Genomic DNA, 24,548 nt, shown 5'->3' with positions numbered 1-24,548 from the left:
TCCGGTTCAGATAAGTAGTTAGTCGAGGGGGTTATAATAGAATCTATTTGTCTGGAGTGTATGTGATCCCTTTCGGGCTGTCCAGCAAACCTTTGAACAGGGTGCTTGTTCCATGTCAAAAACCCCCGTTACTTGTCACACTTTTTTAATCGCTTGAATATAAACCAGGCAACGTAAAACGCTGCCATGGTGTATAGAAAACGATTTAAATATTGCTTTCAATAAAAGCCTGTAACTGTGACTTAGACAGCGCACCGACTTTCATTCCGGCCACTTCACCATCTTTAAACAGCAAAAGTGTTGGAATCCCACGAACGCCAAATTTAGCTGGCGTGCCGTTATTTTCATCCACGTTCATCTTGGCGATAGTAACTTTACCTGCCAGAGTTTCTGCTAATTCATCCAGGATAGGAGCAATCATTTTGCAAGGACCACACCACTCTGCCCAGAAATCTAACAGGACTGGCCCGGAAGCCTGCAGTACCTTCTCGTCGAAGTCGCCGTCAGTCACTGCAACAATATGATCACTCATTCTTAATTCTCCTGATGATGCATTAATGCTCACCTTATATATGCACGATAAAACAGATTTCAACTGGCAGAAACCTTAGCCAACTAATCCAGAATACTTCTTAGTCTCTACGTCTAGCAGTTACGTCATTTTGTCAGGCTAGTCGAGACTGCTATGCTAGGCGGCTAGGCATAAGCCCAAATAGATAATATAAATGAGCAACACCCACCTGACCGACATTCGTTTCGACCAGCTTCCTCTTGCGCAACCGGTGCTGGATGGCCTTGCCCGCAATGGTATTAGCCACTGCACTCCCATTCAAGCCGAAGCTTTAGAAAAGCTACTGGCAGGGCATGATGTTGCAGGGCAAGCACAAACAGGTACCGGTAAAACACTGGCTTTTTTGACCGCGGTATTCCATCGATTACTCACCAAACCTGCCAATCCAAATCGAAAAACTAATCAACCACGCGCTCTGATTATGGCGCCGACCCGCGAACTGGCAGTTCAAATTGAAAAAGATGCCAAGTTATTAGCTGAAAGCTGCGGTTTTTCGATTGGCTGTGTTTATGGTGGTACAGCCTACCGCCAACAAATGGAAATGGTCAGCCAAGGCGTTGATATTTTGATTGGTACTACTGGCCGTTTAATCGATTATCTCAAACAACGCTGTTTTGATTTGCGTGCAGTTGATGCACTGGTACTTGATGAAGCAGACCGCATGTTCGACCTGGGTTTTATCAAAGACGTTCGTTTTATGATCCGCCGTTGCCCAGCGCCTGAAAAGCGTTTATCCATGCTGTTCTCAGCCACCCTCTCTTATCGAGTGAATGAGCTAGCTTACGAGCACATGAATAACCCGCAGCAAGTCACCATTGAAAGCACCAAAAAAACTGCCAACCGAGTTGAAGAATCTTTATTTCACCCAGCCAACAGTGAAAAAATCCCTCTGTTACTGGGATTGGTGAATCAGTTAAAACCTGAGCGCGCGATGGTGTTTGTCAATACCAAACATGCAGCCGATAGAGTCTGTGGCTATTTATTAGGCAATGGATTAAAAGCCGGCTTGTTAAGTGGTGATGTACCGCAAAACAAGCGTCTTCGCTTATTGAATGAATTTCAAGCAGGTGAGTTGCAACTATTGGTAGCTACCGATGTTGCCGCGCGTGGTTTGCATATCGACGGCGTTACTCATGTATTCAATTATGATTTACCACAAGACAGTGAAGATTATGTTCACCGAGTCGGTCGTACTGCACGTGCTGGTGCTAGTGGTGAAGCAATTAGCTTTGCTTGCGAAGATTACGCCTACTACCTTCCTGATATCGAAACATTTATTGAACGCTCACTCGAGACTCGAGCCATCAGTGATGTGGAGCTACCTCAGGAAATAAAACCTGCACAACGTATCGCTAAAAAACCAGCCCACAATGCACGAAATCGCTCTGGTAGCCGCCCAAATTCTGCTGGCCAGCGCTCACCTCGTCGCTCACCAAAAAGTTAAATTCGCAGTATGAATAGAAGTAAATTTACGATTGCCGCTCTCGATCTTGGTTCTAACAGTTTTCATATGGTGATTGCGCGCGCCGATGGCGGCGAGTTAAAAATCATCGAAAAGCTGGGTGAAAAAGTACAACTCGGTGCTGGCTTATCTGCAGATAAAATTCTTAATGATGAGGCAATGCAGCGTGGCTGGGATTGCCTGGAGCGGTTTGCCCAGCGGCTACAAGACTTATCAGTTCAGACGGTTCGGATTATTGCCACCAATACTCTGCGGATCGCTAAAAATCGTCAGCTTTTTCTAGACAAAGCTGAACAGATTATGGGGCACCAAGTCGAGCTAGTAGCCGGTCGAGAAGAAGCGCGCTTGGTCTATTTAGGCGTGGCGCACACCTTGGCTGATGATGCAGATAAACGCCTAGTGGTTGATATTGGCGGTGGCAGTACTGAATTTATTATTGGCAGTCGTTTTGAACCAATTTTAACTGAAAGCCTACAAATGGGCTGCGTCAGTTATCGTGCGTTATTTTTTACCGATGACAAAATCACACGCGATGGTTTTAGTGAAGCCGAAATGGCTGCTCGCCAGCAAGTTCAATTAATCAGCCGTAATTATATTGATACCGGCTGGGATGAAGCCGTTGGTTCTTCTGGCACCATCAAAACTGTTTTATCGGTACTAGAAGCGATGGAGTTGAATCATGGAAAAATCACCCTTGAAGCGCTGCAATCGTTACGCAAAGAACTGATCAAACAAGGTAATGTCGAAAAGCTTGAATTACCGGGATTACGCGACGAACGACGATTTAATTTCGCGCCGGGTGTCGCTGTTTTAATTGGTTTATTCAAAGAATTGGAAATTGTTGAAATGACAATTTCTGATGGTGCCGTTCGAGAAGGCACTTTATACGACACTATCGGCAGAAGTGGTCATGAAAATGTCCGCGATCGAACGATTGGTGCTTTAACCATGCGCTATTCATTAGATACCGCGCAAATGCGTCGGGTCTGTGAAACATCTCGAACCTGTTTCGTGCAAGTTGCCGATGAATGGGCGCTCGATAATCAAGCTCGCCTGTGGTTGGAATGGGCTGCCAAACTACATGAAATCGGCCTGGATATCTCGCATAGCCAGTTCCAAAAACATGGCGAATATATTTTACGTCATTCTGATTTGGCTGGATTCAGCGGACTCGATCAATCAGTGCTAGCAACCTTGGTTCGCTTACATCGTCGTAAATTTTCTAGCCAGGTGATTCACGATTTACCTGTCAGTTTACAAGATAGCTGCAAGCGACTTGCTTGCTTGCTGCGATTGGCAATTATCTTGCACCACTCTCGCCACGATGCACCTTTGCCACCATTTCGGTTAATTGCCAATGATTTTCGTTTGAAAATTGTTTTGCCAAAAGAATGGTTAAAGCTGCACCCTCTGACCCAGCGAGACCTAGATGAAGAAAAAGATTTTCTTAAAACTGCCGGAATGTTGTTAGACGTGGAAGCAGAATAGTGCGTCAGAAACCGCAAACAGATAAGAACTTCGATTCTTTAGCTAAGAGATTTCAAAAAAATATTTATACCAGCCGCAAAGGACAATTACGGCTGGAAACTTTATGGCGAGATATTAACCAGCAAATTCCAGAGTTAAACCAGCAGCCACTAAATATTCTTGATGCCGGCGGCGGGCAAGGACAGTTTTCATTAATGCTGGCCGCCCAGGGGCACAAAATTACTTTGTGTGACTACTCGGAAGCCATGCTGGAACTAGCACACCAAAATTTTCGTGATGCAGGGTTAGAAAGTCAGATCACCTTGCTACACAGCCCCATTCAGGAATTACCCCATTGGCTGGCTGGCGAGCAATTCGACGGTATTTTATGCCATGCGGTAACCGAATGGCTGGCGGACCCACAAGAAACCTTAAGTGTGTTACCTGAAATGATCCGGTCTGGCGGCTGGCTTTCGTTAATGGCTTATAATCTCGACGCACTGATATTTTTTAATATTGTGCGCGGTAATCTGGATCGAGTATTGGCCCAGCAGTTTCGTGGCACTGGAAAAACACTGACACCGACCAACCCGCAAAAACCAGACACAGTATTAAGCTGGATTAACCAGTGGGGCCTAACCCTGAAAAGCCAAACCGGCATTCGATGTTTTGGTGATTGGCTGCAAGGTGACTGGAAAGAATCAGAAACTGAACTTGAAAAGCTGCAGCAAATTGAACAGATGTATAGCCAGCTAGAACCTTTTAAAAATCTGGCTCGCTACATTCATTTTTTTGCCAGCAAGCCATAAAAAAACGCCGATTAAATCAGTCGGCGTTTTTTATCAGCAATTGTGCGTCGTAAAAACTAACTTCCCAGCGTAGCAACCATTACCGCTTTAATCGTATGCATACGGTTTTCAGCTTCATCAAAAACAATCGATGCTTCTGATTCAAAAACTTGTTCGGTAACTTCTAATCCTTCCAATCCATATTTTTCAGCAACCTGCTTACCAACAACAGTATCGGAGTTATGGAACGCCGGTAAGCAGTGCATAAATTTAGCTTTAGGATTAGCAGTTTTCGCCATCATTTCAGCATTGATCTGATAAGGCAGCATTAACTTAACTCGCTCATCCCATGCTGCATCTGATTCACCCATCGATACCCAAACATCGGTATATAAGAAATCTGTACCCTTAACACCTTGGTCAACATCTTCGGTAAGTAGAATTTTTGCACCGGTTTGTTCGGCTATTTTTTGGCATTCAGCGACCAATGCTGGTTCCGGCCAGAAAGCTTTTGGTGCCACCAACCGAATATCCATGCCCATTTTTGCAGCACCGACCATCAGTGAGTTGCCCATATTATTTCGAGCATCGCCTAGATAAGCAAAAGACATCTGGTTTAATTGACGGCCTTCACCGTGCTCAATCATGGTCAAGAAATCGGCCAAAATCTGGGTGGGATGAAATTCATCGGTTAGGCCATTCCATACCGGAACACCGGCGAACTCCCCTAGCTCTTCAACAATCGCCTGACCATAACCACGATACTCAATACCGTCATACATTCGCCCTAATACACGGGCGGTATCTTTCATGGTTTCTTTTTGGCCAATCTGTGAGCCGCCATGGATATAACTAACTTGCGCACCCTGATCAAAAGCTGCCACTTCAAAAGCGCAGCGGGTTCGGGTAGATGCCTTTTCAAAGATCAACGCAATGTTCTTACCTTTCAATCGTGGTTGTTCATAACCACCATATTTGGCCTTCTTCAAGTCCATAGAAAGGTCGATCAAAAACTGGATTTCCTTTGGAGTGAAGTCCAGCAGCTTGAGAAAATTCCGGTTACGCAGATTGAATGGCATGTTGTACTTCCCGCCTTGTTAAAAACTGATCATAACCAGCCAATTGATCATCGACAACCAGCAATAACCTCCATCGACAACCAGACAAAAAAAAGCCCCAACAGATTTGCTCTATCGAGGCTAGATTAACCCTTACGGTGCTTAACAGTCTGTCAGCTTCTATCGGAAAAATTTCAAAATTACTATTCAAAAGCAGCCCGTTATATAAGACCTTACTTTCTAAATGCGCTTCTTAATCTGACATCATTATCAGCAACCCAGCTTTCCAATCGATCCAATCGTTTATCTAACTGCTTCAAATCGCGATCCATCCAGTCCATATCATCGTCATCAAAAGCGGTATGGCTAGTCAACATGCCATTGCTGTTAAACCAGGCCCATAAGCCGAAATAGCCGAGTGTCATGAGTCCAAAAGAACTTATCAATAACAGCACCATTACGATTCGAACTGCCAGAGGGGAAACTTTCAACTCTTTAGCAATGACACCGGCAACACCTAATATCACCGGCGATGGTTGTTTTAATCTTTTTCTCGCCATCTTGGAGCTTCCTGATCAAGAATTGCCTCAAGATTTTCGAGTCGTTTCTGTAAATGCTTTATTTCGTTACAAGCACTGTCAAAACGCTTTCGATCTTGATGGTTGGCAGAGTGATCTGCCTGATATCGATTGCGGAAATAAAGAATCAACCACAGAGGTACTGCTACCAGCACAATGGGGAAAGCCAGAATTATCAATAAAGTCATCAAAGTACTCATCGGCTACTCCGGGTTGATCTCACTTTAAACAATTATTAGAAACAGAACTATTGGCCCTGTTTCTTCTTCAACCGCTCCAGCACTGCATTGGCATTTGGTTTGGCTTCGCCTGTAATGCCTGACTTACGCAAACGGTCTTTCAGATCATCGCCATTCATTTCAGACTGTAATTCTTCGGCAGCTTTTAACTTATCATCATAGCGTTGCTGGCGATTCTTAATTCGATCCAAGCTTTCTTTAGCATTATTCAGCTTGGAGCTTGAATTAATAAAACTATCGCTGATCGCCGAGGTCGCCTTTTGCACACTTTCCGTAGTCTTGACCATCGATAACTGACGGCGATGTTCTGCCATTTGTTTTTCACCTTGCGAAATTAGTTTTTTCAAACGTGCAATTTGCGCAACACAATTTTCCAAAATAACATCTTTCTCAGAAACTTCGTTTTCCATCACGGCAATTTTTTCGGCAACTTCCATCGCTAAAGATTCGTCACCTTGTTGCAGCGCCTTTTCTACAAAGCCTTCATGCTCGTTGATATCAGCTTTCAAAGTGGATTTTTGCCGCTCTAGCTTCATTTGCTCTGCCATTACTCCAGTCAGCTCTTCACGGGCTTTTTTCAAGTGATGCTCTGCATCCTTGATTTCTTGCTCGAAAATACGGGTTGCCTGGGAGTCGACCACTGCTTCGCCAGCTTCACGGGCACCGCCACGAATTGCAGTCACAATTTTAGAGAAAATGGACATGGTTGAATCTCCTGAGTGAATATTTTGCTTGCGACATATTATGTCGATGGCTAGAGAATGGATCTCCAGACATAATATGTCAACTGCAACGACAAAAAAATTTACTCAGAGCATCGAACCTCTCATTCTAATCACTTTGGAATCTCTTCAGATTTTACTCGCCAAATTACAAACAAACCGGTCAGTGGAACCACCAACAAAGTCCATTACCCGCAGGTAGCGCTGGTAAAGTGAGAGCTCTGCTAGGCCGACAGATTCATCAAGGTAGGATAGCCACTGATGATCTTCATTGGTGAGTGGTTGGTTTTGCCAGTCCCGGTAAACTGCACTAATCAATGGCTGTAATAATTGCGGCAATACTCGATCTGCCGTAGACACCGCCGCAGTTGCACCACTATCTAGATAGACTTTTTCTTTACCCAGTTGTTTCATTTTCAGCACCATTTTCGATGCCGGATTCTGGCTCTGTTGATGAATCAGCGGACGATTAATTTCACCGGCTAATAATTGAGGGGCTTTAGCAACAAAGCTGTCGCATATTTCATTAACCATTAATTCCATTGCTTGGCCTCGCATTAATGCTAATTGGCGACGCTGGGAAAAATCTTTTTTTATATATTGGTAAACTTGTTTTCCTAATAAATCTTCAAACAATGGCAACAGTTCTTCAAATTGCAGTAAACCCAGCTCCACTGCATCTTCTAAATCCATCACTGCGTAACCAATGTCATCCGCCGCTTCCATTAAAAAGCTTAATGGATGCCGAGCCCATTGATCATTTGATTCTTTAATTAGTCCAAGGTCACTTGCGAGCAAACGGGCAATTTCAATTTCATCCTGATAAATAGAGAATTTACCTTTGGCTAAAGATTGATTGCTGCACCATGGATATTTTATTGAAGCACCTAAGGTTGCTGCGGTTAAGCGAATACCGCCCTGATCGAGGTATTGCTCAACCCGCACTAGTTGACGAAAGCCGCTGGCATTGCCTTCAAAAGTGGTTAAATCTTTCACCTGTTCGGCGGTCAGAGGTTCGAGAAAAGTTTCTGCTTCAGACGAAGCAAACCATCGGCGAATACTATTTTCTCCAGCATGGCCAAATGGCGGATTGCCAATGTCATGCGCGAGGCCTGCAGCTTGTACAATTGCTCCTAAGCTATCTGGAGTTATATTTTGAGGGAGCTGTTGCTGTAATAAATGCCCCACTCGGCTGCCCATGCTTCTGCCCAAACTAGCAACTTCCAAACTATGAGTAAGGCGAGTATGCACATGATCATTTTCTGTCAGCGTATGTACTTGGGTTTTATGGGCTAAGCGGCGAAATGCATCGCAAAAAATAATTCGATCTACATCTTTATGAAATTGACTACGGCCTGTTTCTGCTTCTTTGCTACCGCCAACACGCGTTTCACTGAGTAATTGTTTCCAGTGCATGGTCACAATACAACTCCCAAGTAATAAAAAAGGCGACACTGAAATTAATCAGCATCGCCTCTAGTATTGGCAGTTTACCCTAGCTTGTGAAGCAACCTAAATCGAAGCAGCTTCACTGGTGCAGTCTACGATCACAGCATCCTGTCCGGCACCGGTAAGAGTTGGATGATTAATCACACCTTCACAAGCTAATTGTGGTTGCGCATTTTCAACTTCTGGGTCGAGAGTATAAGCCTTCACCTGCAACTGATCATTCGTCGCCTTGATATGATAAAAACCCAGCGTTAAATCTTTCTGCCAATAAACTTCATTACGCTGCGCATCTTTAAATGGTCGAGCTTTGCCGGCAGCGCCTGAATGAATTAATTGAGTGTCGCTACATGGCTCGACTGACTTCAGCCATTGCAAGTCGTGGTCATGCCCGGAGAAATAAACATTCACACCCCTCTGGTTGCCTTGATTACGACATACCGTCTCTTCAAGGAACTTCTTGTAAATCCAGCCTGATTCATATGGGAAAATATTATTGGTACCGGAGAAAACATCATAATGTCCAGCGTTACCATGCTTGCCATTAGACAAATAAGGATGATGAGCAAAAGCAAATTTCCAACGCGCCTGACTTTGCTCTAAAGCGGCGTCCATCCACTGCTGCATTACTTTTTTATAGGTTCTTGGCTGGTAATCTGGATCAAGATCTCGCATCACGCCAGTCAGCGGCGATGAATCGATCGAGAACAGGTCAATCAACGGATCTGAATAGATCTGTTGCTGACGCCCTTTATAAGGAAGTGATACTTGGTAATAGCGTGCTGGCATTTTCCAACGGCCATTCTTAATCGCTTCATCACTGGCAGCGTATAGAACCTGAAAGTCTCCGCGCTGGTTACTGGTTGAAACACCTGGAATCAGAGAAGTATTGTCGTGGTTACCCAAAGTCAGAAAGAACGGAATAGAAAAGTTTTCATAAGGCGTTTCAAACTTGCTTTGAAACTGAGCATCGTCGACGCTTTTAACCCCGGTTTCATAAATATTGTCGCCGGTGGCAATAACAAAGTCACAACCTTGGCTACCACAAACTTGCTCCATAGCTGCCGCAACTCGTAGCTGTTTAATGTCGCCAGTTCCCATATCTCCGATCACCAAAAAGCTCTGCTCTGTTGGTTGCTGGGCTTGGTCATCTCCAGGAGTTGGAGTTTCAGCAGGTGCATTACTATCACTGCAAGCAGCGAGTGCAAGCCCCAGTAGCAAGCTAGAAAGTTTGACTGCCTTATAATTCATGGTTATCCCTTGTTTTTATTCTTATTTGATAACTGGCTGAATCAGCCAAGCAAGCTATTTGCTTACATTAACAGCCAATAGTGACCGATAAATGAATTATTTCAACCAGAAATTGGGATAGATAGAACTTGATGCGAATCAAAAGGTAACAAACAACCCTACCCACAAAGAGGTAATATGATTCAAGTCAGGGTGACAAATAGGGAAAGGGGTAAAGTACGTCCTGCAGCAAGAGACATTTTGGGTCCGTTTCCTCAACGGACCTTTTTTTTGTCCGCAATTCAGCAAATCCATTCCAGATCTACTTTTCAAGAAACATTCTTATATTTTATTCACAACCTTCAACTTTTGGTGTCTCCCTGTATGGAAGTATTACTTTAGTATTTACATCTATTACCAAAAGAAGTAGACCCTGATGCATATCAGGGCGATAAAGCGTTTTTTTGTTAGATTAGGTCTCGCAGCAAGAGACATTTTGGGTCCGTTTCCTCAACGGGCCTTTCTTTTTATCTGGCTTGTGATCAAGCTCTTGACCTCTATTCTGCATATCATTTGACGCTCGTCAAGACAGCTTCCTAAAATTGCCCTACCAATCATCTGGTGTTAGCGGTCTTACCTATTTCCAATTCTCTAAATTACCTTCCCTGGCAATGAGATATTCTATTTATTACAAGCTTTCTAGTTGAGCATTATTGGCATGCCTTTACACATTAGAGGTCCAGCTGACTCCATTTTAACTAAAGCACCTTTAATTTTAAGCATTCCGTTAGCTTCAAGCGATGCTAATGTTCCCTTCATGTTCAATTTAACAGGGCTTAAAATATCAATATTTGTAGCAGTGCCTGCAATCTTAGTGCTTCCAAATACCAGTTTAAACCCAGAAGATCCAAGCTCGAATTTAGCACCAGCACATTCCATTTTGATACCCGACGATCCCATCTCAATCTTGGCAGGACCAGATTCCATCTTTATATCTGAAGAGCTCATTGCAAACTTAGAACCGCCGACATCAAAAGCAATTTCACTTTTGCCAGTAACCGCTACTTCTTTGGCTTCCAGCGTATAAGCATCTTTACATTCAAGAGAAACCGCTGCTGCGTACTTAGCATCATAAGTGTCTTCAAATTCCAAAGTAACAGCCGCTTCACATTTACCAGCAACTTTATCGGTAAGCTTGAACTCCGTTTCTTTAGCAACTTCTAATTTCATGTTGTTTTTGACTTTGGTTTCGTAGTCAAACTGAGCAGTAATACTGAGCTTTTCTTCACCAGCAGTATCATCAAACATGATTTCGTTAAAATCTTCAGTACCACCATCAGGAGTGCTTTTTGAACGAAAACCTGACTTATTCATTTCATCTGGCAATGCAAATGGTGGCTTATCGACATCGTTATATACACACCCCGTACAAATAGGCCTATCGGGGTTACCGTCCATAAAATTGACCACTACAGTAGAACCAATTCTTGGAATAAACTGACTGCCAAAACCATTGCCTGCCCAGCTTTGAGATACCGGGATATAACAAAAAGCTGTGTCGTCCCCTTCTGATTCTTTATCCCAGAAGAATTCAACTTTTATGCGACCGAATTTATCAGTAAAAATGTCATCTGATGAAGGTCCAACAACTTTAGCAAGCTGAGGCCCTGAAATTTTTGGCCTTGGAGTGGTATACACGCTTCTAAAAGCCGTGCCTGAAGCCTGCAAAGAAAATCGACTGCGATAAATCGCTTTGCCAACTCTCGCTGCATTCCAACCTTCCACATCCAACGGATCGACAATAATCAAATGGATAGAATTGACTTGGTACTCTTGATTAAACACCGCTATCTGATGATCAGACATTTCAAAGGTTGTACCAACTTCCATTGAACAAACCGTGCCTTCTCCAATATATTTACTTTGGTCAACCGCCAAAGCTTCAGTGCGAACTTTAGCAAAAACCGTACTAGTTTCTTCATCTAAAGCTTGTAGGTTTGCTTCATAAAAACCCTCGCCACTAAATTCTGGAGTAAATTCGAGAACAGCTACTTCTACAGACTCAATAGGCGTTGCAGTTTCAATTGGATTTTGAGATATCGATGCAAATCCTGCCGAAGTATGCCGCCCTACAGATTTAAGCGAAAAAATCTTTTCAGAAGAATCTTCTTCAAGGAAATTAGCATGATTTTTTTCTGCTTGCCCCTGAATCAAAGCTCCAGTAGCTACATAATATCCAGAGGGAATCCCAAGATCCTGACTACCATACTGATCAGCCGAAAACTGCTGATTATCTGACTTTTTTTCTGGCCATGAAAATTCTGGTAAATTTTCTGAATCCATTTCAGGAAATCTATTAAGCGTTCCTTTATAAAAAGAAACGGGGCCATCAAAAAGTGTAGAAGCAGAAAATGACGTCGCATCATCACAAAGCATCATCATATGATCAGAATCAGTATGCTCCCAATAATAGAAAATTCCATTTTCTTGCATTAATCTGCTAATAAAATCGAAAGTGTTTTCATTGTACTGAACGACCACTTCTTGTTCAGAATAGCTCCCAGAAATACCTGAAAGATCACAGGAAACACCTATTTCTCCTAAAACATCTTCAATAATTTTGTCTACTGGTAATTCCTGAAAAATTCTACAGTCACTAATCTGGCGCAACAAAGAAAATGTCGGCTCAACTCTTGCTTTATAGTAAATAAAATTCCGATCATAGCCATCAAAAACGAAGTTTGTGACTATTCCATTGAATTGCCTTTTGTTATCTTGCGCCAGTTTTGTTTCAAGAGAAAAACTACTACCGACAATAGCATCAGGAGTTACAATATCCTCAGGACCAGTATCTGTTTCTGCAATAACTTCAACTAAGTCAAGTTGAAGAACAAAAGGCTGCCCCAGCTCTTCTTCATATTCGATTTTAATTATTTCGAACGTTCCTGCTTCGGCAGAAATAACTTTAAAATGACTATCATATTCAGGCATTTTCTTTCCTAGTCAAAACTATAAGAAAACTCACCAGTATCAACTGATATATGGATCCTATTAATACTTTTACCATCAACCAAACGAGTTAAATATTCTTTGGAGATTTTCGGCAATACAGTATTAGTGAGAATTGCATCTATTAATCGACCGCCACTATCTAACTCAGTACAACGTTCAGTAATTAATTGAATTACTGAATCATCATAGGTGAAGTCAAGATTATGATGTTCTCTAACACGCTTCTCAATTCTAATTAATTGTAAACGTGCAATTTGACCGATAATTTCGTCATTCAATGGGTAGTATGGAATAGTTACCAAACGGCCCAAAAGTGCTGGAGGGAATACTTCAAGCAGTGGCTTACGCAATGCCTTAGCCATACCCTCAGGTTCCGGCTTAGTGTCTTCATCGGCGCATAAATCCATGATTAAATCTGTACCAGCATTAGTTGTCAGCAAGATTAAAGTATTTCTAAAATCTATCCGACGACCTTCACCATCTTCCATCCAACCTTTATCAAATACTTGGAAAAAGATCTCATGCACATCAGAGTGCGCTTTTTCTACTTCATCTAATAACACAACAGAGTACGGCTTTCTGCGAACTGCTTCTGTTAATACGCCACCTTCACCGTAGCCTACATAACCGGGAGGCGCACCTTTCAGGGTAGAGACGGTGTGGGACTCTTGGAATTCACTCATGTTAATAGTGATTAAATTCTGCTCACCACCATAAAGTGTTTCTGCCAATGCTAATGCTGTTTCAGTTTTACCGACACCGGAAGTACCTGCCAGCATAAACACACCAATAGGTTTGTTAGGATTATCTAAACTTGCCCGCGATGTTTGAATTCGTCTAGCAAGCATTTCTAAAGCGTGATTTTGGCCGATAATTCGTTCGGCTAATAATTTATCCAGATTTAGAACTGTTTCGAGCTCATTCTTAACCATTCTACCAACGGGTATACCAGTCCAGTCAGCAACAACTGACGCAACTGCTTGAGAGTCCACACATGGCAAAATCAATGGGTGCTCGCCTTGAAGCTTTTGTAATTGTTCTTGCATCTGAGTTAGCTGGCCTTTCGCTTGCTCAGGATCTAAAGCTAGTTGTGCTTTTGTTGGTGCTTCTTTAGCAACACTTCCATCAACTTCAGCAGACGCTTCTATTTCAACTGCCTCTGCCTCTGCCTCTGCCTCTGCCTCTGCCTCTGCCTCTGCGCCAGTAATAGTCATCTTCAATTGGTTAATTTCAGCAACTAATTCTTTTTCCTTACCCCATTGCGCTTCCAATTCTGATAATCGAGCAACCGTTACTTCACGCGTTTCAATTGCTTTTTTCTCACGAACAGAGGTATCAATACCCACTTTTTCTTCACGCTTTATAATTTCTAACTCGATATCCAGAGCAGAAATTTTATTCCTAGTATCTTCAACTTCGGCAGGAACAGCGAATTGACTAATTGCCACACGAGCGCTGGCGGTATCTAATAAACTGACAGACTTATCTGGCAATTGTCGGGCAGGTATATAGCGGTGGGATAATTTAACTGAAGCTTCCAATGCTTCGTCTAACACCTGAACAGCATGGTGCTTTTCCATTACAGCAGCCATACCACGCATCATCTGGATAGCTTTCTCTTCATCAGGCTCATCAACCTGAATTACCTGGAAGCGACGGGTTAAAGCTGGGTCTTTTTCAATATGCTTTTTATATTCAGCCCATGTTGTCGCTGCAACAGTTCTTAGCTTACCTCGAGCTAGGGCAGGTTTAAGTAAATTAGCAGCATCTCCTGTGCCCGCCGCACCACCAGCACCAATCAAAGTATGCGCTTCATCGATAAATAGAATAATGGGGCGCTCTGAAGACTGGACTTCTTCAATCACTTGTTTCAGGCGATTTTCGAATTCACCTTTCATACTCGCACCAGCCTGCATCAGGCCAACATCAAGACAAAGCAAACGAACATCACGAAGTGGAGGTGGGACATCTCCCGAAGCAATTTTTTGGGCAAAACCTTCAACGACTGCGGTTTTACCAACACCGGCTTCACCGGTCAAAATTGGATTGTTTTGTCGGCGACGCATCAAAATGTCTACCATTTGACGTATTTCTTCATCACGCCCAACAATTGGATCCATTTCACCAGATTTGGCTTGCTCAGTTAAATCTTGGGTAAACTGGGCTAGAGCTTCTCCACGCCCCATTTCAGCTGGCGCCATAGCACTAGATGCTTCGCCAGGAGTACCCGCATCAAAACCATCTGATGCAGCCATACCCTGTTCGGGAGAATCCGTACAAACTTCATCAAAACGATCAGTAAGATTGTCGAGCTGAATACGATCAAATTCTTTGGAAATACTTAATAGTACATTTTTTAAATCCTTAGTTTTTAAAATGCCTACTAGTAAATAACCGCTTCTCACCTGCCGATCATTGAATAACAGTGAAGCATAAACCCAAGCTCTTTCAACCGTTTCTTCAACATGTGAAGATAAATCAGAAATCGATGAAGCGCCACGAGGCAATCGGTCTAATGCAGCAGTAAAGTCTTTAGCTAAAACAGAAGGGTTCAAATCATAATGTTGAATTATTCGATGTAAGTCAGAATCCTGTAATTGAAGAATTTGATGTAACCAGTGCACCAGTTCAACATAAGGATTTCCTCGCATCTTACAAAATACAGTCGCACTTTCTATTGCTTTATAGGCAACTTGATTCAGTTTACCAAATAATGCAACTCGGCTTATTTCTGTCATGCCAATCTCCCAATTTTTCAGCCAGTTAGACAATGTAGCTGGTTAACTCATATTTTATAATTGAAGCGCTAAATCCATCCGATCTTTATCTCCAGGATCTCCAACCCAGCAATTCCAGCCTAAGCCTTGCCTTCCTGATAGCTTCAATTCTGGGATTTGGCTAGATTTAATTATTAACCTAGCCTCCCATAAAAACTCGAATCCTATATAGTTTTTTATAAGATCTGTCAAAGCAGTAAATACTGGGTTTGTCGGGAGCAAGTCTTTGTATTCAGAATAATCCAAAGGACCAATCTCGATTGCAAACTTGCTGTGCCTATCCCAAACATTAGCACCTAGTACAGCAGTTTTTCCCAAATCACACCCAATATTTACTTCAGAAAGTACAGTATAACCTTCCTCAGGAAGCTCCAGCCAATGACCAACATATTCAACAATATTTACTGGCGCCTGCAAAAAATTAGCACAAATATTGGACAGGCCATCAGTTGTTTTAGTTGGATTTGAAAAATTCGCTGCATTACTCAACTTAACATTATCATCGAGGTTATCTCGATGAGTCATCGTATCTAGGCTAATACCAAGAAATGCTCCGATATATTTCCTAAAGCGGTCATCATCACGGTCAGCATTGCATACAGGCTCAGTATTCGCCCACGCTCTATAAAACAAGCTTAATAAGCGGTGATTAAAAATATTTAGAAAATTTCTTAATGTGCTGTCGTTATGGTGTCTTTCTCGCTGATATACGTATTCAGTAATATGTAAAGGCATAGGGCCATTAGGCCCTAACAACCCTTGGAAATTAACATCCAACCTAGGAACTGCACGAAATTGGTTCGCTTTAGAAAAACCTGACAATGCAGCAGGAGCAAAACTTAAGCTTGGGGTTTGACCTAATCGGATCGGCTCATCTGAAAGCATCACAGCATTACCAAGCCTAGGTTTATCAGCTGATACTGCTTCAATATCTCTCACTGTCTGATAAAAACCAAACTCCCATGGGGCTTGGCTAATTTCATCAAAAAAATCTATAGGAGATCTCTTTTGCCTGCTTTCACTGGCCACTTGTGTATTTCTCCACGCTCACTTGAATGCAACTTAAGCTCCACAAAAGAGTTTAATGAAACATATTTTTGCAAGAAATTATTCATTGCTGCACCAAAAAGAAACAACCCTGTTCCTTCAAATGCATATTCCTCACAATGTAAATCTACTCTAAGGCCACGGCCGAATGTAACCGGTCCAGAAAAAGGCAACCTTCTAGTAACCCCTTCAGCAGAAACCGATTTAATCCCATCAATCATTTTTCGAGCGGTTTGATCATTCGGATCGCAATAAAGAGATAGCATTTCACGAAGCGCTGCCGCACCTTGATGCCTATCATTATCAACAAGTGAGAGGTAGTTGAGGCTCAAATGGCTAATTAACTTCCATGCGCTTTCTCTTTTACTTACAACAGATGACGCTCTTGGTTTGGTTGGACCAGACAAAAAACGCACAGACGACACAGGAGCACCCCCAACAAGATTAAGATCGGTCGCCCCCCGTCCAGTACTTATCATTAGAGGTAAATCACGATTAGTACACAATGATTTTATTCCAATTTGTTTTAAGTCCCCAGAGCTAATTGCTCTTTCGCTATCAATTAATGAAATAAAAACTTCTGTCCCTAAATAACTACTTCTTGGACCTTTCTTCTTTTGCTTTGAAGAAAAAGCCCTAGGTTTTCTTTGCATTGTGTAATAAGATTTATTTTTATTTTGATCTGAATAAGAATAAAAGGGTCTAAATTCAAAATCTGGATCTTTGTCAGCCCCGTAACCCATCACTTCAAGAATTTGAAATACTTCCAAATCCATTGGCCTCGTTCTGTCAGGCAATACATGAAATTCGTTTGATTTTTTATCAATTGATATTCGGTCACATCGTTTTTCAAAAAGATTGATAACTGGCGTACAATGAAGAGAAACATTGCTTGAATTAACAGAATTTTCAAGCCGATGCTCAGCTCTATCAAAAAGAAAAACAAGTTCAAACTCATTCAATTCACAATCTACTAATGCCTCTTTTAGACCAGATATTTCTACAAATTGAAATTTTTGAGGGAAATGAAAAAACTCTGATATTACTCTGTAACCATCAAAAGAATGATCAGTATACGGCAAAAGTGATTGTTCTTTATCGAAGCCAATAGGTCTAATTTCTTTTTTGTCAATAATTCTATAAAAAGGTTTTTCTGCCGCTGCCTTTGATTGACTGGGCGGTTTTACAGCAATACCAATGCAATTGGAAATAACCTGTTCATATATAAGCGCTCCCTGCTGATCACTTCCTCTTAAATGCAATACAAGTTGATCTAATGAAATTTGACTAACTGGGTTACTGTTCGTTACTGAAAAATTTATTCTCAATCCGGCTCTTAGTCCTGGGATAGTCGGTAAGGCGAAACCAGCTTGTGCTGCACTTGAAAGATAAGTTGCTTCATTAATTTGCAATGGCCAAAGAGTAACATCTTGTGTAGAAGTAAATTGGCAAGGTGTTTGTTGGCCTTTAGCTAAAGTACTCTTTAATACCGCCCCCTTTTTAACTAAATATCCTTCAGATAAAGAAGATTCAGATAAATTTGGATTTATTTCAACTATTCCTATTGCGGGTATTTGACATAAATAGTGCGGGTAAACCATTTCCAGCAAATGTAAGATGAAATTATCAAATTGATTTTCAAGTTTTAACTGTATTCTTGCTGCAACAAAACTAAAACCTTCTAACAACCTTTCAACATAAGGATCAGCACATTCGAAACTTTCTATGCCAAGGCGAGAGGCAACTTTAGGATGCTCACGAGAAAATTCTTCAGCAGCAGCACGAATGTGCTGTAACTCCCTGTTATAATATGTCAGAAAACGCGGATCCATTTAATGCCTTCCTACTATTAAAAGCCTGTTTTCTCACGGACAATAAAATCACCCGTTTCTAAATCCAGGTCTGACTGAAGAAGAATACGAATTGGAACAGGCTGCGCCCAAAAATTAGCTTCAATATCGAAACTAATTGCATTCTCGCTCATCTCATCACGGCTTACCGATGAAACTTTTACGCTCCCTTTCATTAGCCGAGGCTCAAAATTTAATATCGACTGCTTAATACCCTTTTCAATATCTTTAATATCTAAACTAGAGGCACTAACACCTGAAAATTCAGGAACACCAAAATTGACAACGGAAGAAGGTAATTCATCAAACTCACTAAAATCGACCAACGGACTAATTGAAGTTGAATTTAAAAGCCAAGCCAAATCCCTCTGGACACATGCTCTCAACTGATCCATGCCTAAAGAACGCGAAGAGAGAGATTCAACCTGTTTATTCGGTTCTGAGTCTGTCAAACGATCTAACAGAGAGGGCTGTAAATGCTCAGATTGATTGAATTCAGTCATCAGGCTGAACATCAGCTGAGTTCTTTTCTGAGTCTAATTGCGATTTTTCATAGTCTAAATTTATTGTAATATTTCTGGTTTCAAAAAGGCTAATTTCTTGACTGTTAGTTACTAACTGACGTGCGCCAAAACCAAAAAACTCATTGTCCCCAAAAGATTCCCAAACTGTCTTTCTAGCCAGCCTTACTAATTCATCCTGATTGTTTTCCGAATCGGGATACCGCGAAGGAATAAAACCCATGAGCTCACCACCAGAGATTAAAACAAATCGTGCAGGCATCCACACGAAATCTCTTAAATCTTCGGGCGCATCTATTTGGATTTCTTTGATATGGGAAAATGGTAACCAAAAATATTTACCATTGACCATTACTTCAAGTACAGGACCAATTCTTGAATCTGCATCTGCTATCCACTCAAAATCAATTTCATTAATTTTTCCTGAACTTGCTTCGGCATTTTCAAATGCAACTCGCCTCATAGAAGAAGCTTTATCTGGATCTTTTTCAGAAAGAGCTTCTATAACACCCGAAATCCAATGAGGGGGCTCACCCAAAATTAATGGTTTTCGCTTGCCTAAAAAAACTTCAGCTCGAAAAATCTCACACCCAATACATTCTCTATAAGCTTGAGCCATAGCGAGTGCTAACGGCTCTAGCTTTGCCGAAGCATTTAAATGTACCAGCGCTTTTTTCCATTGCCCTGACAAACAATATAACTGAAACAAAAAAATTCTTTCTTTCGCAATATCAGGTTGATGCTTTACCGCATCAACCTGATACTGGATAACTTCAGTGAGCTTGCCTTGTTTTATGAGCTGCTCGCTTGATGCTTTCATTAAATCGTTTAACCCCCCGCACACGACGTGTCAAAAGCTTCAACTTTTGCAGCTGCCGCACCAGCTTCGTCAACCGGTGTGAAAATATATGTTGCATCGTTATATGTGCCTGCAATACTCAACAGACGATCAGTATCACCAGCAGATTTATTAAAACCAGTTGATGTGAGACTGACTCCTGTTAATACAGCTTGCTCTCTAATAAAGGAGACACCTTGGTCATCTTTGGCTGTTTTAGAAATTGTCATGGTATCGATGACATTAAATGCATCTTCCTGGAAAAATAATCCTTCATGGAATCTTGGTTGTATAAAGGCAGAAAATTCTCCTTTAACACCACCCTCCTCTTCCACATCTGAATCATGGCCATTAGCTGTCAACGTACACCCAAAGCAGTTATAAGCCCTACCAACTGATTTGGTCATGACTACACCCTCCAAATGATTATCAAACTGAACCCAAACTTTTGAATCTGCCATGGTGTTATCTCCTTAAGTGAATGTACGTGTAATGTTGTTTAGACCAGCTTCTGTTGGAGCTTGCTTCTCCACACCTGAAGCATCAACCTCAGCGAATTTAAATTTCCCTTCATCAGCAGAAATTGTCACGCTGTCATATTCAACTACAGAGCCAGGATACATTCCGATAGATCCGATTCTTATAATTACACCTGTAAGTTCTGCAGTATATGACTCGGCAGTTCCCGCATTACCAGGTCGTGAGTGAATAACAGCACTGGGAATTTTCATACCATTTAGTGCTGCAGTAGCCAGAAACCCAAAACCAGTTCCTCGTTGTACTACAACAGATTTGGGGGCAAATTGTGCGCCTTGTCCTGTTTTTGCAATACTGTGCGAATAGCTCAACAACCTGAATCCTGTTGGAAAGTCTTCATCTTGAATTTGATTATCCCAACCATCGACTTCCATAAAGTCTGTATGGTGGCCTTGCTGCAGTTCTTCAAAAATTGAAGCCATTGTAAAGTCCTCTTGTTAATCAAGTTAGCTTTTTGCGGATGGTAATTTGGAAACCAATCGTAAAGAAACCGTTAAACCTTCTAACTGGTAATGGGGCCGTAAAAAGAATTTTGAGCGATAATACCCTGGATTTTCTTCATCAGCCTCAACAATAACTTCAGCTTCAGCTAGAGGTTTTCTAGCCTTAGTAGATTCACTTGAAGATGCTGGACTACCGTCGACATACTGCAAAATCCATTTTTGCAACCAAGCTTGCATTGCATCACGATCCTTAAATGAACCGATTTTGTCTCGCACGATACACTTCAGGTAATGCGCAAAACGGCAAGTAGCAAATAAATACGGTAATCTTGCTGCAAGATTCGCATTTGCCGTTGCATCAGGGTCGTCATAAACAGCAGGTTCGTGTAATGATTGCGCACCGATAAATGCAGCAAAATCTGTATTCTTTTTATGAATTAATGGTAAGAAACCATTTTTAGATAATTCAGCTTCACGTCGGTCACTAATTGCAACCTCAGTGGGGCATTTCATATCTATACCACCATCATCAGTAGGAAATGCATGAGAAGGTAAGCCTTCAACAGCACCACCTGATTCGATGCCACGTATTCTTGAACACCAACCATATTCTTTAAAGGAACGGTTAATATTAACTGCCATGGTATAAGCTGAGTTAGCCCAGCAATACTTGCTGTGATTACCACCTTCAGTGATTTCTTCGAAATCAAACTCTTCGACTGGGTCTGTAGCTGATCCATAAGGTAATCTTGCTAGAAAGCGGGGCATTGTAAGACCAAGATATTTTGAATCATCAGATTGGCGTAATGACCGCCATGCTGCATAGTCAGGCGTAGAAAAAATCTTAGTTAAATCTCTTGGATTAGCTAATTCATCCCATGATTCCATTTGCATCACTTTCGGATCTGTACCAGCTAAAAATGGAGCATGTGAAGCAGCAGAAATTTTGGCAATTTCACTAAGTAATTCAACGTCAGGTGGGCTGTGATCAAAATGGTAATCACCTACCAAACAACCGTATGGTTCACCACCAAACTGTCCGTATTCCTGTTCATACATTTTTTTGAAAAGAGGACTTTGATCCCAAGCCGTTCCTTTATATTTTTTAAGTGTTTTATGCAGTTCTTTTTTACTGATATTCATTACACGAACTTTCAGCATTTCATCTGTTTCAGTATTATTAATCAAATAGTGCAAACCACGCCATGCACTTTCGACTTTCTGAAAATTTTCATGGTGAATGATTTGATTAACTTGATCCGATAATTTTTTATCTAATTCAGCAATAATACTTTCAATCGAAGAAATCACATCACCAGAAACAACACTCGAATCAGCAAGCACCTGTTCTGCTAAAGTTTTAACTGCTATCTCTACCGCTTCTTTTGACTTGTCTGATTTAGGCTTAAACTCTTTAGTTAATAGCGAAGTAAACTCGTCAACTTCAATGGTCTCTGATTGCGATTGCTGTCCTTCTAACTCTTCAGCCATTTTTTTCTTCCTCAAATTTCTTTATTCAGCATCATCAGGCTTTGGCGCTGAAGCCAGAGATTGCAGCAAAGCTGGGTCATTAATTGCCTTGGCTATTAACTCTTCTGCCCCTTCTTTACCATCCATGTAAGTAACTAAATTAGATAGTTGCTGACGTGCTTCTAGTAATTTTCGAAGCGGCTCAACATTTCTTGCAATAGCTGCTGGCGAAAAATCATCCATCGATTCAAAAGTTAAATCCACATTCAACTCGCCTTCGCCAGTTAATGTATTCTCAACCCTCATAGCCGCTCTCGGCTTCATCGCTTTCATTCGCTCGTCAAAATTATCTACATCAATCTCAAGAAATTTCCGATCACCGACTGGAGGTAAGCTCTCAGATGGCTGCCCTGAAAGATCCGCCATTACTCCCATAACAAAAGGAAGTTGAACTTTTTTTTCGGCTCCATAAACTTCAACGTCATATTCAATCTGAACTCTAGGAGCTCGATTTCTTCCGATAAATTTCTGGCTGCTGCCCATTGAGCAAATCCTCTGTCTTATTCGCTGCTTGTCATAATAGACAATTTTCAAAAAATAATTACTAGCTAATTCAACTTATGTGAAGCAGTTCCAAACTTAAAAATTCTAATTTTAGAATTAGTCATCAACCACTTCAACCATTTCATTATAAGCACTCTTTTCAATTGGTGCTGTATTAGTCGCTGCTGCAGGCCTAGACGTTGATGATGGAGTTATCTGTGGAACTTCGTCAGTCGTACCTGCAATCACACCTACTGCTCTGATACCATCTGGAACAAGGTCCTCTAGAATTTGTAAAAAGCTTTTCGATACTAAGTTGCGACATCGCCTAATTAGGATTGGAATCGGACTGGAGGGTTCAAATTTCTGGTAATAAAGGCAAATACTATCTATCGCACGTACTACATCCTCACGAGAGGTGATATCACCAGTAAAGCTGGACCCATTCGCCTGAGCTCCTGGGCTACTTACCGCACCCGAAGCAACCTCAACATCCCCCTCACTAGCAGCGTCATCATTGAAAACTCCGAGAAATTCCAATTTTTTAATAAATTCTGCATGAACCTTTTCCATAAGCTTGCAAAGAGGATCAAGGTTTACACCATTTACAACTCCAACTTTTTCAGAAACCGTATTTTCTAATTTCTTTAATGCTTCTATTCCAAATGAAACTGCATCCGCATCTTTTTTTATTGTTTCGGGATCACTATCTTGAAATGCAGCATCTAAAGTCTTTCCGTCAACGTTATATTTATCATCACCCTCAATAATCCCACTCGAAACTGCAATTTGTTCATAGCAAAATCGGCCTAGAGCCTTTGAAGATACCATTGGAGCAAAACGAATTTCTTTGAGAAAATTCTTAGGACTAACAAGTTCCGTAAGAATATTGATTCGCATAGTAGGGTCATTATCATCATCCGGATCTAACTCAGGGTGAATTCCATCCCAACTATTTTCTATAAGTTGTGCTATCAAAGACAAAGCTTCAGAAAAAGAACCAAAACCATCTTGTTTCAGAGAGGATTTTGCTAACAAAATCAAAACTCGAAGATCTTTTGTTTTTTTAGTTAAATCAGTCGCAATTTTTTTTATCGACTTCCAGTCAACTTCTTCTGCTTCAATAATAGTGTCGCCAAACTGCTGCTCATTTTTTTCTTCAGCAATCTGAAACAGCTCCATAAATTTCGGATCATATTCGAGATCCTCACCGCAAGGGGTCTCATCACTGATTGGCTCAAGTAATTTTGTAATATCCAACACAGGTAAGCTCACCTTTTTAATTTCAGTCTGTCACATTTGCTAAGCACGAGCTGTTTAGCACGCGTATTCACTAGCTAAGTACAATTAGCATTAGCAGCAAATCTATTAGAGTGCAAAATAATCGAAAGTTTATTAGTAAGGAACAAAAAAAAGGATTCAATCTAGCGGAAAAAAAAATACAAGTAGTCACAATAAGGGGCAACCGGATGAAATAAAAAACAATCCACACTAAAAATAACAAACACAACTAACCGTTACATCGCCAAGCTGGCAGCTTTTACTTACCAACGGTTTGTGCAGTCGATTAATACTGGCCTATAGTACGTGCTGAGGAATTAACTACATTCATTGGGAAAAAAGGGGTTGCAATGTCACTGCCTATCGCATGCATCACATCAATGCATGTCTGTCCTATGGTTACCGTTGTAGTTCCCCATGTTGGTGGACCCATTGCTCAACCATGCGTTACGGTTTTAGCTGGCGGCTTACCTGTGGCTACAGCGACATCTATGTGCGTCTGCGTTGGACCTCCCGATCTAATTGCAATGGGTAGCACGATGGTTTTGGCTGGAGGGTTACCCGTTGCAAAAATGACCAGTCAAAATGGACATGGCGGTCTAATTGTTAGTCCAGGAAGCCCGATGGTGCTTGTTGGCGGATAAATTTTTTTGTTACTGAGAGCATAA

At 41.5% G+C, this 24,548-nt stretch carries 22 protein-coding genes; 4 read left to right on the top strand and 18 right to left on the bottom strand.

Annotation, left to right across the window (positions count from 1 at the left end; all coding sequences use genetic code 11):
• Positions 1–205: 205 nt before the first annotated feature.
• Positions 206–532 (bottom strand): thioredoxin TrxA, encoded by a 327-nt coding sequence (gene trxA, locus DC094_RS14780; RefSeq protein ID WP_116687897.1) that lies wholly within the window; start codon positions 530–532, stop codon positions 206–208.
• 193 nt (positions 533–725) lie between these two features.
• Between trxA and rhlB the strand changes: the two genes are divergently transcribed.
• From rhlB to DC094_RS14765, 3 genes are read left to right on the top strand one after another with little or no spacing between them, the layout of a single operon-like run.
• Positions 726–2,015: an ATP-dependent RNA helicase RhlB gene (gene rhlB, locus DC094_RS14775; protein WP_116687896.1), complete on the top strand. Its 1,290-nt coding sequence runs from the start codon at positions 726–728 to the stop codon at positions 2,013–2,015.
• Between the two features lie 9 nt (positions 2,016–2,024).
• Complete coding sequence (gene ppx, locus DC094_RS14770; RefSeq protein WP_116687895.1) at positions 2,025–3,521, top strand: exopolyphosphatase; 1,497 nt, start codon at positions 2,025–2,027, stop codon at positions 3,519–3,521.
• Complete coding sequence (locus DC094_RS14765) at positions 3,521–4,309, top strand: methyltransferase domain-containing protein (protein ID WP_158527341.1); 789 nt, start codon at positions 3,521–3,523, stop codon at positions 4,307–4,309. Before ppx ends, DC094_RS14765 begins: the two co-directional genes overlap by 1 nt.
• Before the next feature lie 56 nt (positions 4,310–4,365).
• On the opposite strand, the gene argF is transcribed toward DC094_RS14765, so the two are convergent.
• The 17 genes from argF to tssA all read right to left on the bottom strand — a co-directional run bounded on the left by argF (position 4,366) and on the right by tssA (position 23,862).
• Positions 4,366–5,367, bottom strand: coding sequence for an ornithine carbamoyltransferase (argF, locus tag DC094_RS14760; protein WP_116687893.1), 1,002 nt, complete (start codon positions 5,365–5,367; stop codon positions 4,366–4,368).
• A gap of 212 nt (positions 5,368–5,579) precedes the next feature.
• On the bottom strand, positions 5,580–5,906 hold the full coding sequence (locus DC094_RS14755) for a PspC domain-containing protein (protein WP_116687892.1): 327 nt from the start codon (positions 5,904–5,906) through the stop codon (positions 5,580–5,582).
• Positions 5,888–6,124 (bottom strand): envelope stress response membrane protein PspB, encoded by a 237-nt coding sequence (pspB, locus tag DC094_RS14750; RefSeq protein WP_116687891.1) that lies wholly within the window; start codon positions 6,122–6,124, stop codon positions 5,888–5,890. Before pspB ends, DC094_RS14755 begins: the two co-directional genes overlap by 19 nt.
• Before the next feature lie 47 nt (positions 6,125–6,171).
• Positions 6,172–6,867 carry a PspA/IM30 family protein gene (locus DC094_RS14745; protein ID WP_116687890.1) on the bottom strand — a complete coding sequence of 232 codons (696 nt, stop codon included), beginning with the start codon at positions 6,865–6,867 and terminating at the stop codon, positions 6,172–6,174.
• 147 nt (positions 6,868–7,014) lie between these two features.
• A complete protein-coding gene (locus DC094_RS14740; RefSeq protein WP_116687889.1) occupies positions 7,015–8,301 on the bottom strand; it encodes a deoxyguanosinetriphosphate triphosphohydrolase in 1,287 nt (428 codons plus the stop codon).
• Positions 8,302–8,397: 96 nt separating this feature from the next.
• Positions 8,398–9,582: a metallophosphoesterase gene (locus DC094_RS14735; RefSeq protein ID WP_116687888.1), complete on the bottom strand. Its 1,185-nt coding sequence runs from the start codon at positions 9,580–9,582 to the stop codon at positions 8,398–8,400.
• 678 nt (positions 9,583–10,260) lie between these two features.
• Positions 10,261–12,552: a type VI secretion system tip protein TssI/VgrG gene (gene tssI / locus DC094_RS14730; protein WP_116687887.1), complete on the bottom strand. Its 2,292-nt coding sequence runs from the start codon at positions 12,550–12,552 to the stop codon at positions 10,261–10,263.
• An 8-nt stretch (positions 12,553–12,560) separates the two neighbouring features.
• Positions 12,561–15,311 (bottom strand): type VI secretion system ATPase TssH, encoded by a 2,751-nt coding sequence (tssH, locus tag DC094_RS14725; RefSeq protein ID WP_116687886.1) that lies wholly within the window; start codon positions 15,309–15,311, stop codon positions 12,561–12,563.
• 54 nt (positions 15,312–15,365) lie between these two features.
• Positions 15,366–16,379: a type VI secretion system baseplate subunit TssG gene (tssG, locus tag DC094_RS14720; protein ID WP_116687885.1), complete on the bottom strand. Its 1,014-nt coding sequence runs from the start codon at positions 16,377–16,379 to the stop codon at positions 15,366–15,368.
• Positions 16,343–18,229, bottom strand: a complete 1,887-nt coding sequence (gene tssF, locus DC094_RS14715) for a type VI secretion system baseplate subunit TssF (protein WP_116687884.1) — start codon at positions 18,227–18,229, stop codon at positions 16,343–16,345. The genes tssG and tssF overlap by 37 nt, the downstream gene beginning before the upstream one ends.
• A 17-nt stretch (positions 18,230–18,246) precedes the next feature.
• A complete protein-coding gene (gene tssE / locus DC094_RS14710; RefSeq protein WP_241504062.1) occupies positions 18,247–18,762 on the bottom strand; it encodes a type VI secretion system baseplate subunit TssE in 516 nt (171 codons plus the stop codon).
• Entirely contained in the window at positions 18,743–19,588 is an 846-nt protein-coding gene (locus DC094_RS14705; RefSeq protein ID WP_116687883.1) for a type VI secretion system accessory protein TagJ, read from the bottom strand. The genes tssE and DC094_RS14705 overlap by 20 nt, the downstream gene beginning before the upstream one ends.
• Positions 19,589–19,596: 8 nt before the next feature.
• The gene (locus DC094_RS14700; RefSeq protein WP_116687882.1) at positions 19,597–20,067 is read right to left on the bottom strand and encodes a hypothetical protein; all 471 of its coding nucleotides are present in this window, start codon (positions 20,065–20,067) and stop codon (positions 19,597–19,599) included.
• Between the two features lie 12 nt (positions 20,068–20,079).
• Positions 20,080–20,565: a hypothetical protein gene (locus DC094_RS14695; RefSeq protein ID WP_116687881.1), complete on the bottom strand. Its 486-nt coding sequence runs from the start codon at positions 20,563–20,565 to the stop codon at positions 20,080–20,082.
• Between the two features lie 24 nt (positions 20,566–20,589).
• On the bottom strand, positions 20,590–22,077 hold the full coding sequence (tssC, locus tag DC094_RS14690; protein WP_116687880.1) for a type VI secretion system contractile sheath large subunit: 1,488 nt from the start codon (positions 22,075–22,077) through the stop codon (positions 20,590–20,592).
• A gap of 21 nt (positions 22,078–22,098) precedes the next feature.
• On the bottom strand, positions 22,099–22,599 hold the full coding sequence (gene tssB, locus DC094_RS14685) for a type VI secretion system contractile sheath small subunit (protein ID WP_116687879.1): 501 nt from the start codon (positions 22,597–22,599) through the stop codon (positions 22,099–22,101).
• 117 nt (positions 22,600–22,716) lie between these two features.
• Complete coding sequence (tssA, locus tag DC094_RS14680) at positions 22,717–23,862, bottom strand: type VI secretion system protein TssA (RefSeq protein ID WP_158527340.1); 1,146 nt, start codon at positions 23,860–23,862, stop codon at positions 22,717–22,719.
• 368 nt (positions 23,863–24,230) lie between these two features.
• Here tssA and DC094_RS14675 point away from each other — a divergent pair, with 368 nt between their 5' ends.
• On the top strand, positions 24,231–24,524 hold the full coding sequence (locus tag DC094_RS14675) for a PAAR domain-containing protein (RefSeq protein ID WP_116687877.1): 294 nt from the start codon (positions 24,231–24,233) through the stop codon (positions 24,522–24,524).
• Positions 24,525–24,548 lie beyond the last annotated feature (24 nt).

The sequence above is a fragment of the Pelagibaculum spongiae genome (genome assembly GCF_003097315.1).
Classification (GTDB): Bacteria; Pseudomonadota; Gammaproteobacteria; order Enterobacterales; family Pelagibaculaceae; genus Pelagibaculum; species Pelagibaculum spongiae.
The sequence above is the reverse complement of the archived record's forward strand: the minus strand, read 5'-3'. Positions and strand labels throughout refer to the sequence as shown.

Bases quoted from the DNA above. Each gene is read 5' to 3' on its own strand.
- trxA (WP_116687897.1), bottom strand. From the start codon at position 532: ATGAGTGATCATATTGTTGCAGTGACTGACGGCGACTTCGACGAGAAG.
- rhlB (WP_116687896.1), top strand. From the start codon at position 726: ATGAGCAACACCCACCTGACCGACATTCGTTTCGACCAGCTTCCTCTT.
- ppx (WP_116687895.1), top strand. From the start codon at position 2,025: ATGAATAGAAGTAAATTTACGATTGCCGCTCTCGATCTTGGTTCTAAC.
- argF (WP_116687893.1), bottom strand. From the start codon at position 5,367: ATGCCATTCAATCTGCGTAACCGGAATTTTCTCAAGCTGCTGGACTTC.
- DC094_RS14755 (WP_116687892.1), bottom strand. From the start codon at position 5,906: ATGGCGAGAAAAAGATTAAAACAACCATCGCCGGTGATATTAGGTGTT.
- pspB (WP_116687891.1), bottom strand. From the start codon at position 6,124: ATGAGTACTTTGATGACTTTATTGATAATTCTGGCTTTCCCCATTGTG.
- DC094_RS14745 (WP_116687890.1), bottom strand. From the start codon at position 6,867: ATGTCCATTTTCTCTAAAATTGTGACTGCAATTCGTGGCGGTGCCCGT.
- DC094_RS14740 (WP_116687889.1), bottom strand. From the start codon at position 8,301: ATGCACTGGAAACAATTACTCAGTGAAACGCGTGTTGGCGGTAGCAAA.
- DC094_RS14735 (WP_116687888.1), bottom strand. From the start codon at position 9,582: ATGAATTATAAGGCAGTCAAACTTTCTAGCTTGCTACTGGGGCTTGCA.
- tssI (WP_116687887.1), bottom strand. From the start codon at position 12,552: ATGCCTGAATATGATAGTCATTTTAAAGTTATTTCTGCCGAAGCAGGA.
- tssH (WP_116687886.1), bottom strand. From the start codon at position 15,311: ATGACAGAAATAAGCCGAGTTGCATTATTTGGTAAACTGAATCAAGTT.
- tssF (WP_116687884.1), bottom strand. From the start codon at position 18,229: ATGGATCCGCGTTTTCTGACATATTATAACAGGGAGTTACAGCACATT.
- tssE (WP_241504062.1), bottom strand. From the start codon at position 18,762: ATGTTCAGCCTGATGACTGAATTCAATCAATCTGAGCATTTACAGCCC.
- DC094_RS14705 (WP_116687883.1), bottom strand. From the start codon at position 19,588: ATGAAAGCATCAAGCGAGCAGCTCATAAAACAAGGCAAGCTCACTGAA.
- DC094_RS14700 (WP_116687882.1), bottom strand. From the start codon at position 20,067: ATGGCAGATTCAAAAGTTTGGGTTCAGTTTGATAATCATTTGGAGGGT.
- DC094_RS14695 (WP_116687881.1), bottom strand. From the start codon at position 20,565: ATGGCTTCAATTTTTGAAGAACTGCAGCAAGGCCACCATACAGACTTT.
- tssC (WP_116687880.1), bottom strand. From the start codon at position 22,077: ATGGCTGAAGAGTTAGAAGGACAGCAATCGCAATCAGAGACCATTGAA.
- tssB (WP_116687879.1), bottom strand. From the start codon at position 22,599: ATGGGCAGCAGCCAGAAATTTATCGGAAGAAATCGAGCTCCTAGAGTT.
- DC094_RS14675 (WP_116687877.1), top strand. From the start codon at position 24,231: ATGTCACTGCCTATCGCATGCATCACATCAATGCATGTCTGTCCTATG.